This is a genomic window from Oenococcus sicerae (genome assembly GCF_004102045.2).
GTDB lineage: Bacteria > Bacillota > Bacilli > Lactobacillales > Lactobacillaceae > Oenococcus > Oenococcus sicerae.
The window spans coordinates 1535206-1550914 of record NZ_CP029684.2 but is presented as its reverse complement, the minus strand read 5'-3'; the positions used below and the strand labels follow the sequence as shown (position 1 = coordinate 1550914).

Annotated in this window: 15 protein-coding genes; 2 read left to right on the top strand and 13 right to left on the bottom strand. The window is 39.5% G+C overall.

Features of this window, described 5'->3' with window-relative positions; genetic code table 11:
- Positions 1-31: 31 nt before the first annotated feature.
- From DLJ48_RS07920 to parE, 3 genes are read right to left on the bottom strand one after another with little or no spacing between them, the layout of a single operon-like run.
- Complete coding sequence (locus tag DLJ48_RS07920) at positions 32-952, bottom strand: manganese-dependent inorganic pyrophosphatase (protein WP_128686928.1); 921 nt, start codon at positions 950-952, stop codon at positions 32-34.
- Positions 945-3380: a DNA topoisomerase IV subunit A gene (parC, locus tag DLJ48_RS07915; protein ID WP_128686927.1), complete on the bottom strand. Its 2436-nt coding sequence runs from the start codon at positions 3378-3380 to the stop codon at positions 945-947. The genes DLJ48_RS07920 and parC overlap by 8 nt, the downstream gene beginning before the upstream one ends.
- Positions 3380-5383 (bottom strand): DNA topoisomerase IV subunit B, encoded by a 2004-nt coding sequence (parE, locus tag DLJ48_RS07910; protein WP_128686926.1) that lies wholly within the window; start codon positions 5381-5383, stop codon positions 3380-3382. Before parE ends, parC begins: the two co-directional genes overlap by 1 nt.
- Before the next feature lie 100 nt (positions 5384-5483).
- On the opposite strand from parE, the gene plsY reads away from it, so the two are divergent.
- Entirely contained in the window at positions 5484-6107 is a 624-nt protein-coding gene (gene plsY / locus DLJ48_RS07905) for a glycerol-3-phosphate 1-O-acyltransferase PlsY (RefSeq protein WP_128686925.1), read from the top strand.
- On the opposite strand, the gene DLJ48_RS07900 is transcribed toward plsY, so the two are convergent.
- Complete coding sequence (locus DLJ48_RS07900; RefSeq protein WP_128686924.1) at positions 6090-6983, bottom strand: aldose 1-epimerase family protein; 894 nt, start codon at positions 6981-6983, stop codon at positions 6090-6092. The two genes, plsY and DLJ48_RS07900, sit on opposite strands and share 18 nt — an antisense overlap.
- Positions 6976-7899, bottom strand: coding sequence for a tyrosine recombinase XerC (xerC, locus tag DLJ48_RS07895; protein WP_128686923.1), 924 nt, complete (start codon positions 7897-7899; stop codon positions 6976-6978). Before xerC ends, DLJ48_RS07900 begins: the two co-directional genes overlap by 8 nt.
- A 137-nt stretch (positions 7900-8036) precedes the next feature.
- Here xerC and DLJ48_RS08630 point away from each other — a divergent pair, with 137 nt between their 5' ends.
- Positions 8037-8702 (top strand): hypothetical protein, encoded by a 666-nt coding sequence (locus DLJ48_RS08630; protein ID WP_243148582.1) that lies wholly within the window; start codon positions 8037-8039, stop codon positions 8700-8702.
- Between the two features lie 22 nt (positions 8703-8724).
- On the opposite strand, the gene topA is transcribed toward DLJ48_RS08630, so the two are convergent.
- The 8 genes from topA to DLJ48_RS07850 form a co-directional block, all read right to left on the bottom strand.
- Positions 8725-10731: a type I DNA topoisomerase gene (topA, locus tag DLJ48_RS07885; RefSeq protein ID WP_128686922.1), complete on the bottom strand. Its 2007-nt coding sequence runs from the start codon at positions 10729-10731 to the stop codon at positions 8725-8727.
- A gap of 35 nt (positions 10732-10766) precedes the next feature.
- Positions 10767-11654 (bottom strand): DNA-processing protein DprA, encoded by an 888-nt coding sequence (gene dprA / locus DLJ48_RS07880; protein ID WP_128686921.1) that lies wholly within the window; start codon positions 11652-11654, stop codon positions 10767-10769.
- A gap of 27 nt (positions 11655-11681) precedes the next feature.
- The gene (locus DLJ48_RS07875) at positions 11682-12311 is read right to left on the bottom strand and encodes a ribonuclease HII (RefSeq protein ID WP_128686920.1); all 630 of its coding nucleotides are present in this window, start codon (positions 12309-12311) and stop codon (positions 11682-11684) included.
- Between the two features lie 2 nt (positions 12312-12313).
- The gene (gene ylqF / locus DLJ48_RS07870; protein ID WP_128686919.1) at positions 12314-13162 is read right to left on the bottom strand and encodes a ribosome biogenesis GTPase YlqF; all 849 of its coding nucleotides are present in this window, start codon (positions 13160-13162) and stop codon (positions 12314-12316) included.
- A complete protein-coding gene (locus tag DLJ48_RS07865) occupies positions 13159-13389 on the bottom strand; it encodes a YozE family protein (protein WP_128686918.1) in 231 nt (76 codons plus the stop codon). The genes ylqF and DLJ48_RS07865 overlap by 4 nt, the downstream gene beginning before the upstream one ends.
- Entirely contained in the window at positions 13386-13970 is a 585-nt protein-coding gene (locus DLJ48_RS07860; protein WP_128686917.1) for a YpmS family protein, read from the bottom strand. The genes DLJ48_RS07865 and DLJ48_RS07860 overlap by 4 nt, the downstream gene beginning before the upstream one ends.
- Positions 13955-14776 carry a GDSL-type esterase/lipase family protein gene (locus tag DLJ48_RS07855; protein WP_243148580.1) on the bottom strand — a complete coding sequence of 274 codons (822 nt, stop codon included), beginning with the start codon at positions 14774-14776 and terminating at the stop codon, positions 13955-13957. The genes DLJ48_RS07860 and DLJ48_RS07855 overlap by 16 nt, the downstream gene beginning before the upstream one ends.
- A 79-nt stretch (positions 14777-14855) precedes the next feature.
- Entirely contained in the window at positions 14856-15704 is an 849-nt protein-coding gene (locus DLJ48_RS07850) for a DegV family protein (RefSeq protein ID WP_128686915.1), read from the bottom strand.
- Positions 15705-15709: the final 5 nt, after the last annotated feature.

Sequence of the window (15709 nt, the reverse complement as noted above, 5' to 3'; positions counted from 1 at the left end):
ATTACTTGTAAAGTGCAATTTCAAGATTTGTTTACTTAAATGAATCTGTTAGAGGTGGTACAACTTGTTTTTTGCGTGAAACGACCCCTGGCAGATCGATCAAATTGTCAACCAGTTCTTTTTGGAAAGCTGCAGCGACTTTGCTACTGTCCTCGCCAAAGTAGAGCGCCTTGGAATTAGAATTCAAGATATCCGTGATCACAAACAGAAAACCATTGAATCCTTCACTTGCATTTTCGGCTTCAATTGCAACTTTTAAAGCATCTTTACGAGCTAAAACACTAGGAATATCAACTGTATTAACTTGGCCGATCCGGAAGGTTTTACCAGCTAATTTGAAGGTCTTAGCATCACCATCAATTAATTCTTTTTCAGTTTTTTTAGATAAATCGGTACCCGCCTTGAGTAAATCGAGACCAAAGTCATTAACGTCATCAACACCGGCAATTTTAGCCAATTTACCGATCACATCGCGATCAACATCGGTTGTTGTCGGACTTTTGAGCAGCAAAGTGTCTGAAATTAAAGCTGAAAGCATTAGACCGGCGATCTTTGTGGGAATTTCAATACCGTCCTTTTTGAAAAATTCATATAAAATCGTCGAAGTGGATCCCAATGCTTCTGCATGATAGAACAATGGCGCACTAGTCTTAAAATCGATCTTATGATGATCAAAAACATGCGTCACAGTGACATCATCAATGTTTGCAACTGATTGTGCCGTTTCGTTATGATCAACCAAAACAACTTCTTTGGTATCTGCTTTGGTAATGACGCGTAAAGCATCAACACCGAAATAATTCAAAGCGAAGTTTGTTTCGTCGTTAGGTTTTCCTAAAGCGACTGCCTCAGTGTCCATGCCTTTTTCATTTAAATAATACGATGCTGCAATTGCGGCTGCGATTGCGTCTGTATCGGGATTCTGATGTCCGAAAACTAATTCTTTAGCCATTTTCAACTACCTCTTGTTTTAATCTAACCTTAACAATAATACTATTTTTTGCTAGCTTGATTTTTCGTTTGAATTCATCGTCTAAACCAGCTGAATTTGCAGGATTAACTGAAAAATCTATCAATTGGTCTTTACTCGTGACCGCCTGTAACTGGGGTCTGGATTCTGGATTGATCGCCTGTGCTCCGCCAATCAAGTCATCTGTCATAAAAATTGATTCAGCTCTTTGAATCGAATCAACCGTTGAGATTGGAATTTCAATTGAATTAATGATTTTGAGATGACCGCGATCGGTAATCAAAACAACCAAATCTTCTGATTCGATCACGTCCATGGAAACAACTCGATCCTTTTTAGCAATTTTGACTGGCTTTGCCCCAGATGACTTAGCCGTCATAGATGCGATCTCGCTCAAAGGAAACTTGTAAAGATAGCCCTTCTCAGTTGTTAAAACAACTAAATGATTTTCTGTTGCAGCAAATTCGACTGAGGTCAATTGATTGTGGCCTTTGATCGCGATGGCCTTGCTGGCCCGTTTTTTATAGTATTTGCTTGGCGCTAACGCAGTCATATCAACTTGTTTAACAAAAGCATCACTGCTTGCAAAAACAAAACTGCCTTTATGATTGAGATTCTCGAAATCAAATACCTTGACGATCGTCTCATCTTCAGTCATGCCGGAAATTTCCTGAGAGAAATGTTCACCGGCATCTTTCCACTTACTATCTGTGAGCTCATAGACTTGTCGATAAATCAAATTGCCCTTATTTGTGAAAATAAATAAATGGCTTAATGTATTCACCCGGGCCAAGTAGACTGGATAATCATCCTCAGTCAAACCATTTTCATCTGTTGCCTTGTAGGAACGAAAAGAAGCACGTTTTGCATAACCATTTTTTGTGATCTGAACAATAACATCTTCATTTGCGATCATAACAGCCGTATCGATTTTTAGTTCGCTGACTTCCGCTTGAATTTGGCTTCGACGAGGACTGGCATATTTTTTATCAATGTCTTTCAGTTCGCCTTTGATCACTTTGCTCAGCACATTTGGATCGGTCAGAATCAGATTGAAATCAGTTATTTGAGCAGTCAGCTGATCATGTTCTTCTTGCAAAGCTAAGACGTCCGTATTGGTCAAACGATAAAGCTGCAATGTCACGATCGCCTCTGCTTGCGGATCTGAAAAACCAAATTTCTCGATTAAATTATCTTTAGCATTTTTGCGGCTTTCAGAGGTCCTGATCGTTGAAACAACTTCGTCCAAGACGCTAAGCATTTTGATCAGCCCTTCGACGATTTCTTGACGTTTTTGTGCCTTCTTCAATTCGAATTCAGTCCTTCGACGAATGACCTCCTTTCGAAAATCCAAAAAAGCCGATAATGCTTGTTTTAGTCCAACAGGTACCGGCCGCTGTTTTTCAATCGCAGTCATATTGAAGTTATAGGCAATTTGTAAATCTGTTTTTTTGAATAAATAATCTAAGATCCCTTCAGCATTGGCATCTTTTGACAATTCGATCACGATCAGCAGACCCTCGCGGCTTGTATCATCTCGAACTTCGGTAATACCATTGACGTCCTTGTTAACACGAATTTCATCAATGCGGGCTACTAAAGCTGATTTATTCACTTCGTAAGGCAATTCACTGATCTCGATTTGTTTTTTATTAGCTTTTAACTGCTTGATCTCAGTTTTGGAACGCAAATAAATTTTGCCACGTCCCGTCGTATAAGCATTTTTTATCCCGTCAATGCCTTGAATAATGCCTCCGGTCGGGAAATCTGGACCCTTAACGTAAGTCATTAGATCATCAAGCGAAGCAGCTGGATGAGCTAGCAGATAAATCAAGGCATTGACAACTTCGCTTAGATTGTGCGGCGGAATTTCTGTTGCGTAACCAGCTGAAATACCTGAGGCACCATTGACCAAAAGATTTGGGATACGGCTGGGCAAAACCGTAGGCTCATAGCGTGTATCGTCAAAATTTAAAACCATATCGACTGCCTGTTGATCAAGATCGGTTAACATCTCACTTGCGATCATTGATAAACGGGCTTCCGTATAACGCATGGCAGCTGGTGGATCATTATCGATCGAACCATTATTGCCGTTCATATCGATTAAGGTCTCGCGCATTTTCCAACTTTGGCTCATACGAACTAAGGCATCATAGATTGATGAATCACCATGCGGATGATAATTGCCCATGACGTTGCCGACTGCTTTAGCTGATTTTCGATAAGCATGCTGGTAGTTATTACCGTCTTCGTTCATAGCAAACAAAATACGGCGCTGAACGGGCTTCAAACCATCTCTGATATCTGGCAGTGCACGCTCTTGAATAATGTATTTGGAGTAACGGCCGAAACGTTCGCCCATCACATCCTCAAGGCTTAGCTCTTGAATTCGCGATTCTTCAGCCATTAATTATTCCCCTTTCGATCGAGTTCTGGATGATATGTGCCATCATTTCCGTTGACTGTATCAAGGATCGAGCCTGCTTCATCCAAAGAGAAAACGACGTTGTCTTCAATCCATTTGCGTCTTGGCGGTACTTGATCGCCCATCAGGATCGTCACACGTTTTTCAGCTAAAGCTGCATCTTCGATTTTGACTCGAATCAAAGTTCTTTTGTCCGGATCCATGGTTGTTTCCCATAACAGACTCGCATCCATTTCACCCAGTCCTTTATACCGTGTGATGGCGTAACCACGGCCGGCCTTTTTAGTTAGACTGGCAAGTTCTTCATTAGTCCAAGCAAAATCTTCGTTTTTATTTTTTCCGCTTCCAGAGGTCACTTTATACAAGGGCGGTAATGCAATATAAATGTTGCCAGCTTCGATTAAAGGACGCATGTACTTGTAAAAGAAAGTCAGCAATAGTGTCTGGATATGCGCACCGTCATCATCGGCATCAGTCATGATAATTACTTTGTTATAAGCTGCATCTTTAAGACTGAAATCACTTCCAACGCCAGCACCGATCGTGTAAATCATTGTACTGATCTCTTCATTTTTCAGCAGTTCTTCCAAACTAGCTTTTTCAGTATTGAGTACTTTGCCTCTTAAAGGCAATACTGCCTGAAATTTGCGTGAGCGACCCTGTTTAGCTGAACCGCCAGCCGAGTCACCTTCAACTAAGAAGAGCTCATTTTTAGAGGCATCTTTTGACTGCGCTGGTGTTAACTTGCCAGAAAGCAGCAGTTCCCGACCTTTTTTCTTTTTGCCAGAGCGAGACTCGTCGCGTGCCTTGCGAGCTGCTTGCCGAGCCTCACGGGCACGCAAAGCTTTTCGAACAAGATTTTGGGCAAAATCGCCATTTTCCATTAAATATCTGCCTAATTGTTCTTCGATCACCGAGCCAACAGCTGAACGGGCTTCCATCGTACCGAGCTTTTCTTTAGTTTGACCCTCAAATTGCAGAATATTTTCTGGTACACGCAGATTGATGACAACTGAAAGACCTTCACGAACATCTGAACCCTCAAAGTTGGTATCTTTGTCTTTTAATAAGCCGACTTTTCTCGCATAATCGTTAAACGCCTTGGTCCAAGCCACGCGCATACCGGTTTCGTGAGTACCACCATCCGGTGTGCGAACGTTGTTAACAAAGGATAGTAGCGTTTCTGAGTACCCATCGTTGTACTGAGCTGCTACTTCGACTTCAATCCCTTGCTGAATACCGTCAAAATACATCACTTTGCCAATGACCGACTTGCCCTCGTTGAGATAGTCAACGAATTCTTTGATACCTTCATTGTACTGATATTCTTCAACTGTTTGTGGATCGGTTCGCTCATCGGTCAGAATTATCTTCGTGCCTTTGAGCAGAAAAGCTGATTCACGCAGTCTATCGGCAATTGTTTGAAATTTATAAACAGTCGTCGAAAAAATGGATGAATCTGGTTTAAAAGTAATCGTCGTGCCGGTCAAGTCTTTGGTTTTGCCGATTTTTTTCAATGTGCCGACCGGATGTCCACCATTTTCGAAATCTTCTTGATACTTAAAGCCATCGCGATTGATCACAACTGTTAAATGCTCGGACAGGGCATTCACGACTGATGAGCCAACACCGTGAAGACCACCGGCAGTTTTGTAGCCGCCTTGACCAAATTTACCGCCAGCATGCAAGACCGTCAAAATCACCTCTGGCGTGGGCCTACCAGAGGCATGCATCCCAGTCGGCATACCACGGCCATGATCGATCACGGTGATCGAGTTGTCTTTGTGAATTATAACTTGAATGGCATCACCATAACCAGCTAAAATTTCATCAACAGCATTGTCGACGATCTCCCAAACTAAATGATGTAAACCTCGCGTATCCGTCGAGCCAATATACATACCAGGTCGAACGCGGACAGCTTCTAAGCCTTCCAAAATTTTTATATCTGATTCATTGTAAGAATTTTCTTTATTTTTTGTCATATAAAATCCAGGCGAACACTCATTCGTCTATCAGTTTGTAAAGATACACTATTTAAGTTATTTTTTGCAAGTCGTATCGTATGAAAGTTATAATAATTACGTGATTTTTAAAACGATTATATTTATTGTTCTTGCTTATTTGATTGGCTCTTTAATGTCTGGGTACTGGATCGGCAGATTTTTTTATCACAAAGATATTCGTGATTTAGGATCTGGCAATATTGGGACAACGAACGTTTTTCGAACATTAGGCATTAAAGCCGGCATCATTGTGATGATTCTCGACATTGCAAAGGGCGTGGTTGCAGTCTTGCTGCCTGTCTTTTTTGGGTCGATTGCAGTTAGTCCCTTAATTTTGGGTCTTATCGCCGTTCTTGGCCATTGTTTTTCTGTTTTTATGCATTTTCACGGTGGCAAAGCCGTTGCGACAACGGCTGGTGTTATGCTGGGCTATAATTGGCGATTCTTTCTCGTTTGTTTCGCGATTTTGCTGTTTGTTCTTTTTCTGACGTCGATGATGAGTGCGGCCTCGATTTCAAGTTTTATTTTCGGAACGGCTTACACTTTTATTTTTTTGCAGGATCATTTGTTATCGATCATTTGCGTCATAGCAACCCTTGTGACGCTCTATGCCCATCGAGAAAATATCAAACGAATTTTCAAGGGTACGGAGTCCATGCTGCCTTTAGGTCTTAGGTATTGGCTTTCAAAGAAAACGCATTGAATAATGGAAAACTTTTTCTTTATTAACGGCTAGCGGCATAATACCTAATTTATCTGCTAGTTTTTTATTTGTATCAATCGTATCTGCAACGCCCCACCAAGGCTCAAGAGCAACAAAGGGTGCATCGTCCGTTGCTTTAGACCAAATGCCGAAGAATTCTAAATTAACTGCGTTAATCGAAACGCTGGCGGTTTTGCGTAAGGAATTAGACGACAAATGTTTTGCAGCTACGTCGGTGCGTAAAGTTAGTTCAGTTGAGCCTTCGGGAGCTTTTAAAATGATGGCATCATGAGCAAAATCAGATCTAGATATTTGGTGTGCAGAAGAAAAGTCGAACTGTCCAATAGCTTGCGGATTCAAATAATTGCCGGCCAAAACATAATGATCGAAGGTTGCTTTATCAGCTGAAACGGTCGCACTGGCAAAGTCAGCATTAAAAGCCGGATGGCCGCCGATTGAAAAGAACATCGTTTTTTCATCGGTATTCCGTACTTGATAATCAACTTTTAGTTGACGGTCATTAAGCTCATACATTACTTGTAAGCTGAATTTGAAGGGATAGTGCGCTAGCGTCTCTTCAGTCGACTGTATTTGCAGAACTAATTTCGTACTGCTGCTGGAAACTGTTTTCCAGTCGATATCGCGAGCAAATCCATGCTGCGACATATGATATTCTTTGTCTTGAAAAAAGTAACTGTCGTCTTGTAAACGACCAACTATCGGAAAAAGAATTGGCGCATGTCGTTTCCAAATAGCTGGATCTCCTTGCCATAAATATTCATAGCCATCATCATTTGCTTTAATTGAAGTCAGTTCGGCACCAGCACTTTTAATGCCAACTGTTAAATATTTATTTGTTAATTGATAGTCATTCATTAGTTTTTATTTTAGCCCGATCGAAGAATTTTTTATAACCTTCTTGCAGATTTTCCGTTGTAACATGTGTATAAATTTGAGTCGTCGATAGACTGGCATGGCCCAGCAGCTCTTGAACCGTCCTGATATCTGCACCATTGTTTAATAAATGTGTTGCAAACGAGTGTCGCAGCATATGGGGATGAACGTTTGCAGTCAAGTTAGATCGCTTTGAAACCTGTTTCAAAATATACTCAGCACCAGTTTCAGTCAGCTGTTCACCGCGGGTATTGATAAAAATATATGGATGCTGCCGAGCAAATTTCTGCATGATCTGTTCGCGCCAAGGCAGATAATTTTGCAAAGCATTGAGCGCCGGCCGGCCAAAGGGAATAATACGCTGCTTTTGGCCTTTTCCGATCACATTTACGATCTGACTTTTAAAATCAATTTGCCCAAAAGTAAGGTTTGTGATCTCGAAAATTCGCATGCCTGTCGCATAAAGCAGTTCGATCAAGGCTGAATTGCGTAGATGTTCGGTAGATTTTGGGTCAGCTGCTGCTTTTAAATAGATCAAAACTTCTGCCGGGTACAAAAATTCTGGTAGCTTTTTATTCTTAAAACGAAAATTAACGTTCGTAAATGGATTTGTCTGGGCGAAATTATTTTCGATCAAAAAATGATAAAAGCTCCTTAAACTGGATATTTTTCGAGCAATCGATGTTTTGGCCAGTTGTTTTTCATATAAATGATTCAAATAGATCCGCACATCAAATCTGTCAATTGCAGAAAAAAGACTAAATCCGCCATTTTGTTTGAAAAAAACGACAAATTCATAAATATCCCGGTGATAAGCCGTGATCGTACGTACAGAATACTGCCGTTCAGCTCTTAAATAACGCTCATATTCTTTAATTTGGTTTGTTGCTGAACCCATGATTCGATTATAGTTTTTAGCTGAAAAAAAGACTTGTCGAAGTAGCTGACCTTATGAATTTATAAAAGTCTTTAAACGTTTACTAATCAAGGTTTGCAGTTTATTTTTTTCTCTAAACTAGGATTCAAGGAGAGAAAATGGCAAATCAAGTAGTTATTAATCCAGTTGAAAATATTCGTTTAAGCAGTGAATTATGGAAAGAGGATGCAGTCAAACAACTCTCTCTTTTACAGCGATCTTTAACAAATATTTGCGATCATTTTTTGATTAGCCAAAACAACTTCATCGACAGAATGAAAGAAAACGCTGAAATAGCTGCTGGAAATTCGGCTGTTAGCGTATATCATGCTTCTGTTTCGGTTAAAAACAACACAATCAATTTGACGAATGACATTATGTCAGTTGGCTTGTTCGTTTATGCTAAAACATCTAACTTTATCGACTTCGAGCTTTCAACCATTTTTCGGCAGATCAAGAGCTTTTCACGAGATCTTTCCGTAACCGCTCGGCGTTTTCTAAGAGCATCGATCCTACTGGAAAAACGCCTTTCATTACTTTCGATTAATAATTTCTCAAAATTCTTGATTTTCGTCAAAACATCTTCTACCGCACGTTCGACTGCGGATGAAAAAAATGTCAAAGTTTCCATTGTGCAGAGTGCTATTCACCATCCGGTTAAAGCTTTTACAGCTGTTACATTTACAGGTTTGACTATTTACGTGGCTTTTGTGGCCACACATGCTATTATCCAGACTAATTGGTCGATCCCAAACTACAGTCCCTCTAATTTTTTAAATAAATAAAAAAACGACTGTTAAGTCGTTTTTATTTTGCATTAGCTGTTTCTTTAACCTCGGGCTTTTTTGGTTTTGTCCAACTAGCAAAATCACAGTCGGGATAGCGAGAACAGCCGTAAAAGACGCGGCCGCGCTTTGTTCGTTTAACAACAACCTCACCAATACCGCATTTTGGACATTTCATACCAATTTGTTCAACAATTGATTTTGTCCCATGACAGTCTGGAAAACGGGAACAAGCATAAAATTCACCCCTTCTCGATCGACGAATGACCATCAGACCGCCACAAGTATCACATAATTCAGGTGCAATTCGATCATAAATTGGGACCTTTTCAATGTTTTCTAGAGCAGCATCGACCTCTTGACTGAAAGGCTTATAGAATTCATCAATAACTGTTTGCCATTTAGAATCTCCGACCTCGACTTTGTCCAATTCGCTTTCGATTTTTGAAGTGAAACTTTTATCTGTTACTTCAGGAAAAGATTTCACAACGACATCTTGTACAATGTCGCCAAGGTCTGTCGGCACGATTTTTTTCTGATCAAATCCGATATAACCGCGCCGTTGCAAGGTATCCATGGTTGGCGCATAGGTTGATGGACGTCCTACACCTATTTCTTCCAACGCTTTGATCAGGCTGGCTTCGGTATATCGGGCAGGCGGCAATGTATAATGCTGTTCTGGAAAATTATTAACCATTTGAACATGATCACCAATTTTTAATGCTGGTAAAATATTATTCTTCGTTGAAGATGTTTTGAGTGCTTTAGTCCAACCTTCAAAAAGAACTTTGATACCAGTTGAACGCCAAGTGACTTTATTTTGTTCGATCATCAGTGCCTGGTTCTCTAACTTCTGCTCACTCATTTGGCTGGCAACGAAACGAGACCAAATCAAGTTATAAAGACGGTATTGATCATGAGTTAAAATTGTTTTCAAAGATTCTGGCGTGCGCTTGACATCGGTTGGGCGGACCGCTTCATGGGCGTCTTGGACCGTATCCGATTTTTTAACAACATTATGACGGTGATAATACTCCTCGCCGTATTCCTTTAAAATGAATTCTTTGGCCATCGTTTGAGCCGTTTCTGATAAACGAGTCGAATCGGTACGCATATAAGTAATTAAGCCCACATGGCCAACTTTTGGCAAGCTAAGTCCTTCGTAAAGCCCTTGCGCGATCTGCATGGTTTTACGGGCATGATAATTCAACTGTGAATTGGCTGTTTGCTGTAAAGTCGAAGTTGTAAAAGGATTTGGTGCATTGCGTTTAGACTCTTTAGTTGATAAGTCTGTAATTTGAAAATCTTCGTCAGAGTTGATTCTTTTTAGAATAGCGGAAACGATTTTTTGATTTTCTAACTTGATTTTTTTACCATCAGTACCGTAAAATTCGGCGGAAAATTCATGTTTACCAGCTTTAAAATCAGCATCTAAACGCCAATACTCCTGAGGAATGAAGGCTGAAATTTCTTTTTCTTTGTCAAGGATCAGCCCTAAGGCAACAGATTGAACACGGCCAGCAGAAAGACCCCGTTTTACTTTTTTCCAAAGAATGGGACTAATTGAGTATCCAACCAGGCGGTCCAAAACTCTTCTTGCCTGCTGAGCATCAACGAGATCTTGTTCGATGCCACGCGGGTGTTTGAAAGCTTCTTTGACAGCTGGTTTGGTTATTTCATTAAAAGTGACCCGATTTTTACCATTTTCAGGTAAACCTAAAATATGTTCCAAATGCCAAGCGATCGCTTCGCCTTCACGATCCGGATCTGACGCAACATACACAGCAGATGCTGCTTTAGCTGCTTTTTTTAATGAATTAATCAGTGGTGCTTTACCACGAATATTAATATACTTGGGTTCATAATTATGCTCGGTGTCTACACCTAACTGCGATTTAGGCAGGTCGCGAATGTGACCCATAGATGCTAATACCTGATAATCTTTCCCTAAATAATTCTCGATCGTCCGTGCTTTAGCGGGACTTTCAACAATGACTAATTTTTTTGCTTTTGTCTTTTTAGTTACCACGAATAACAGTCTACACTAGCTGTCAAGTTTTCAAATCAATAACAGATTATTTCATTTAAGATGTCCCTAGCAGTCAAAACCAATTTCGCACCAGCAGCAATGAGTTGATTTGTGCCGTCAGAATAGCTTTGGTCAACATTTCCCGGGATAGCCAGCACGTTGCGATTTTCTTGTGTTGCATAAGCCGCTGTGATCAGACTGCCTGAATGCTGTTTTGCTTCGATCACAAGCGTTGCTGAAGATAGTCCAGCTAAAATCCGGTTTCGAGCCGGAAAATGATATTGTTTTGGCCGAACATCAGGAAAATATTCCGAGATAAGAAGTCCATGTTTGCGAATTCGATCTTGAGTTTCTTTGTTAGCAGCTGGGTAATTGACATTGATGCCGTTTCCAATTACGGCAATCGCGGTCCCGCTATTTTGCAAGGTTAATTCGTGAGAATATACGTCGATACCTTTGGCTAGGCCGGACACAATCGAAACACCCGAACCGACGATTTCCGCTATCAATTTCTCTAAGATTTTTTGGCCATATTCCGTCATTAATCGTGTCCCAACAACTGTCAGCATCGGTGATTTTAAAAAGGCCAAGTCTCCTTCATAGAACAGGATGATCGGTGCCTGGTAGATCTCCTTTAGCTGTTTTGGATATTGTGTATCACAAATGGCTAAGAATTTTAATTTCCGATATTTTTCTTGGTGATCAATAAAATCCATTACTTTGTCCGCGTGGGCTTTGATAACCGATCCATTGAGAAACTGGTAGTTATCATATTTTACAAGAAGATCTGTAAAATCCGCTTGACTCAAGGGCAAGTCATCTTCTGAGAGCTGATTGTTTAAAATATAATTGTAAAAAAAGTGCTCTTGTTTAGCCGTTGATAAGACGGCATGCAAAATCAATAAGTAGTCGCGTAGTTTCATAATTCCTCCACTTATTGATACGGTCTTTTAAAGCAGATTTGAAACTGGTGCAAAACTTTTTCGATGAATTGGCGTAATTCCGTATTTTAAAAGCGCTTCCCGGCTTTCGCGGGTAAAATATCCAACATTACGTTCAAACCCGTATTCTGGGTATTTTTTAGCCATTTTAATCATGATACGATCCCGGTGTTCTTTGGCTAAAATCGAGGCCGCGGATATTGAAACCGAAAGCTGGTCACCGTGAATCAGCTTTAGTTGCTTAATATCTAAATCAATCTGCATGGCATCGACCAATAAGACATCTGCTTGTCTTGCAAGTTGTAGGACAGCGTTTTTCATGGCTTTTCTGCTTGCTTCGTAAATGTTTAAATGATCAATTTCAACTGAAGATATTTCACCGAAAGCGAAAGCAACAGCTTGCTGACGAATTTTTTCTTCGGCTAAATGCCGTTGATATTTAGTTAATTGTTTGGAATCATAAGTCTCTGCTACATTAAAATTTTTTGGTAAAATGCAAGCACATGCAATCACAGGGCCAGCAATGCAGCCGCGCCCAACCTCATCAATGCCTGCAATCACTTGATAGCCTTTTTCTTTTAATTCTTTTTCAAATTTAAAACGCGTTGGAAATCCAGCGCGTATTTCATCTAATTTCATAATCAATCTTCTAAATAGTCATCACCATAAAAATCAAGCGAAATCCGACCGAGTTTGCCCGCTCTAAAATCGTTGATCAAGCGTTGACTAGCACTTTCGAAGTCTTGGCGCATACCAAGCTGGCTTGTGATCGACATTAAAGCAGCAACTGGATTGTCTAATGGAAAATGACCAATTTTATATTTAGTTGCGATCGCAGTTGGATAATTTTTCTGAAGAAAAGAAATCAACCACAGTGCTAAATCATCGGATGCTAGCAAAGTGTCTTTAATACCGCCTAGAATACCAATTTTGGTACCTACTTCCTGATCATCAAATTTAGGCCACAGTAAACCTGGCGTATCTAAAAATATCAAATTATAGCGTGTGCGAATCCAATAAAGAAAATGTGTGACACCAGGTGTATTAGCTGTACGAGCAATATTTTTACCTGCCAAATGATTAATAAAAGTCGATTTACCAACATTTGGCGTCCCAGTTACGAGTGCTTTTAGATTGGCAGCTGCGTTTTTCTCTGAAAGTTTGGCAAAAATCGGATTAACTTTTAACTGCCTTAGAAAGTCTTTGGAAAGAACACCTGTTTTTGCATCTGTGGTTAAAATTCCGGCAAATTGATTCTTGTTTTTTGAGACAAATTTTGCTACTTGTTTTGGATCAGCTAAATCAATTTTATTTAAAACGAGGAAAACCGGTTTCACCGAAATCATATCCATGATTTGTGGATTTTGAGTGGATTGTGGAGCGCGGGCATCAACGATTTCAAGACTAAAATCAACAAGTTTCATCTGTTCGCCAATCTCACGAATGGTTTTGGCCATATGACCTGGAAACCATTGTATTTGTTGTGTCATAACCCCTCCTCTGAAGTTAAGAAACGTCGCCAAGCCTCATCGAACACTTGCATGCTCATTAAATAACCGCCGCTTTCTTCTAAATATTTTGAAATTTCATTGAAGTCCTGTGACTGTTTAGGAAACTCTGAATCAAAAAAAGCAGCATTTGCAAATTCTTGAACTTCATCTGCATCTTCAGGTTTTCTTTGTGTCATCAGCCATTCATAAAAACCTTGACTCTTCATTTTAGACCACCTTGAAAAATTATTGTGTTTCTACGTAAATCGATTGTTTCTGCTTTAAAAGCCAGTAATTTACCCGTTTTCATTTTAACAATATTGATTCTAATTTCCTTTTTGCTAGCATTGATAGAAATGAATTTTGGCAGTTTTGTTGTGGATTTAATATATGAAAGGACAATGCCGATCGGTAGCGGCATTGAACCAGCAATAAGTTTTTTAGCTTTTAAAGTAACATTGCCATTTTGAGTGACACTAGGATCGAAAGCAACACCGACATTAAGATTAGAACCGAGTAGTTTAACGCTTCCGTACACATCTACCTGTCTTGATTCAGCTGAGACAGATAAGTGTTTTATTTTTTGTTCTTTTAAGAACTTTGCTGCGATGGTATCGACCTGTTTTCTTGTTAATACGACATTAAAGCTAGCATCGCTATCATGAATCGAAGATTGAGAATCTTGAGATTGAGAGTTATCGTTAGACACTGCACCCCAGATAAAAAAGCACACCAAAAAAATGGCTGCCAACAGTGACCAGAAAGCCCAAAACCATATATTTTTCCTTGTTTTTATTTTGTTTGCCATGATTTATCACTGAGAATAGAATTAAATAATTGCTTAGCCATGTAACTATACCCTAAATTATTTGGATGAAAATGATCTGCTTGAGAAATAAAATTATTTTTGATGCTGCTGCTACCATCCAAGAGAGATTTTTGGAATTTATTTTCGGTCGTAGCATTTGCAGTTTTATCTTCTTGGATCAATTTTTTTATTTGATCAGGACGCTGATATTGACCATAGGTTAACTGACGAAAAACAGATATGTAATGACCATCTGCTTGTTTTTCAACTATCCTTTGATTGACTGCATTGTACAATTGGACGTCCTTATTTAGATCGGTTCGACTGGCAATATTCACAAAGGCTGGATTATAGTTGCCGAAAACAAATAATGATGATTTCTGACGGATCTGCTTAATTCTGATAAAAAGCTGATTTAGAGAATGATGATATTTTAAAGAATTTTTTTTAATTTCATTGCTTAGAGCAGCGGCACTTTTCACATCAAAATGTGACATTAATTCCTGCCTTAAATCGTTGCCACCAGCTGTCATCACGACAATATCAGCATTTTTAAGCAATTTCTGTTGTTTCTCTGATTTGTTCAAGCGTTTCAATATTTGGTCAGAACGGTCACCAGGTTTACCAAAATTAGCTGATGAAAAATGATATTGGGGATAAGTTTTTTTAAGCAACTTAATGACTCGCCCTGTGTAGCCTTGCTGACCAGTCGTGTCGCCAACACCAAATGTCAGCGAATCACCCAAACATACGACTGAAATATTGCTTGAATTTATCTGTTTAACATGATTATTGTTCTTTGGCATTAAAAATATCATCGATACGGTAAAGACAAGGAAAAAGCCGAGAATCATAGCTAATACTATTTTTAAAAAAACTCTCACACTATTCACCATAGTACAAAATGCAAAGTGTGCCAATACCCGTATGTGTCGCGATTATTGGAGAGGTTCCTAATGTGACAATCGGTGTATTAGGAAATAACTTTCGTAAACGATCTGCCAGTGCTTTGGCACCATCTGGATCATCGACATGAGAAATGCCAATCGCGTGAACCTTTGTCAGCTTTTGCATACCCAAAATGACTTGATCGTAAAACTTATTGATTGATTTCTCACCACGACCCTTTGAAACTGTCTTGATCGAATCATCGATGAATTCCAAACCGACTTTAATATTTAACAAAGAGCCGACCAAACCACTAGCACGACTGATACGACCACCAGCAATTAAGTTTTTTAGTGATTCCAAACTTAAAAAAATTCGCGTTTGCTTGGCAATTTGGTTCAATTTCTGAAAAATTTCGTTAACGTTCTTACCTTCTTGAGCCATTTTAGCAGCTGCTAATACTTGAAAAGAGAGACCACGATCAATAGAATGAGAATCAAAAAAAATGACTTTGCCTTTAAAGTCTTTCGCAACAGCAGCAGCTGTCTGTCCGGTCCCAGACAAAGCTTCGCTTAGGTGAATGCTGATGATTTGGACATTGGGACTTTTTTCTAGAATATGTTCATAAGCATCATAAAAATTGATGACAGCTGGCTGACTGGAGGTAGGCAGCTTTTTTGCTGTTTCCATTTTTTTGAAAAATTCCTCATGAGAAATTTCAATGCCTTCTAAGTAATTGTGATCATCAATTGAGACCTGCAGAGGGACAACTTCGATATCATATTTTTTTATTTCCTCAGCTGTCAGTGCGGCAGATGAATCAGTGACGATTTTAATAATTGGCATAATTA

Coding starts and splice junctions, on each gene's coding strand:
- DLJ48_RS07850 (WP_128686915.1), bottom strand. CDS start 15,704: ATGCCAATTATTAAAATCGTCACTGATTCATCTGCCGCACTGACAGCT.
- parE (WP_128686926.1), bottom strand. CDS start 5,383: ATGACAAAAAATAAAGAAAATTCTTACAATGAATCAGATATAAAAATT.
- parC (WP_128686927.1), bottom strand. CDS start 3,380: ATGGCTGAAGAATCGCGAATTCAAGAGCTAAGCCTTGAGGATGTGATG.
- dprA (WP_128686921.1), bottom strand. CDS start 11,654: ATGAAACTACGCGACTACTTATTGATTTTGCATGCCGTCTTATCAACG.
- DLJ48_RS07865 (WP_128686918.1), bottom strand. CDS start 13,389: ATGAAGAGTCAAGGTTTTTATGAATGGCTGATGACACAAAGAAAACCT.
- DLJ48_RS07860 (WP_128686917.1), bottom strand. CDS start 13,970: ATGGCAAACAAAATAAAAACAAGGAAAAATATATGGTTTTGGGCTTTC.
- DLJ48_RS08630 (WP_243148582.1), top strand. CDS start 8,037: ATGGCAAATCAAGTAGTTATTAATCCAGTTGAAAATATTCGTTTAAGC.
- xerC (WP_128686923.1), bottom strand. CDS start 7,899: ATGGGTTCAGCAACAAACCAAATTAAAGAATATGAGCGTTATTTAAGA.
- DLJ48_RS07920 (WP_128686928.1), bottom strand. CDS start 952: ATGGCTAAAGAATTAGTTTTCGGACATCAGAATCCCGATACAGACGCA.
- DLJ48_RS07855 (WP_243148580.1), bottom strand. CDS start 14,776: ATGCCAAAGAACAATAATCATGTTAAACAGATAAATTCAAGCAATATT.
- DLJ48_RS07900 (WP_128686924.1), bottom strand. CDS start 6,983: ATGAATGACTATCAATTAACAAATAAATATTTAACAGTTGGCATTAAA.
- ylqF (WP_128686919.1), bottom strand. CDS start 13,162: ATGACACAACAAATACAATGGTTTCCAGGTCATATGGCCAAAACCATT.
- DLJ48_RS07875 (WP_128686920.1), bottom strand. CDS start 12,311: ATGAAATTAGATGAAATACGCGCTGGATTTCCAACGCGTTTTAAATTT.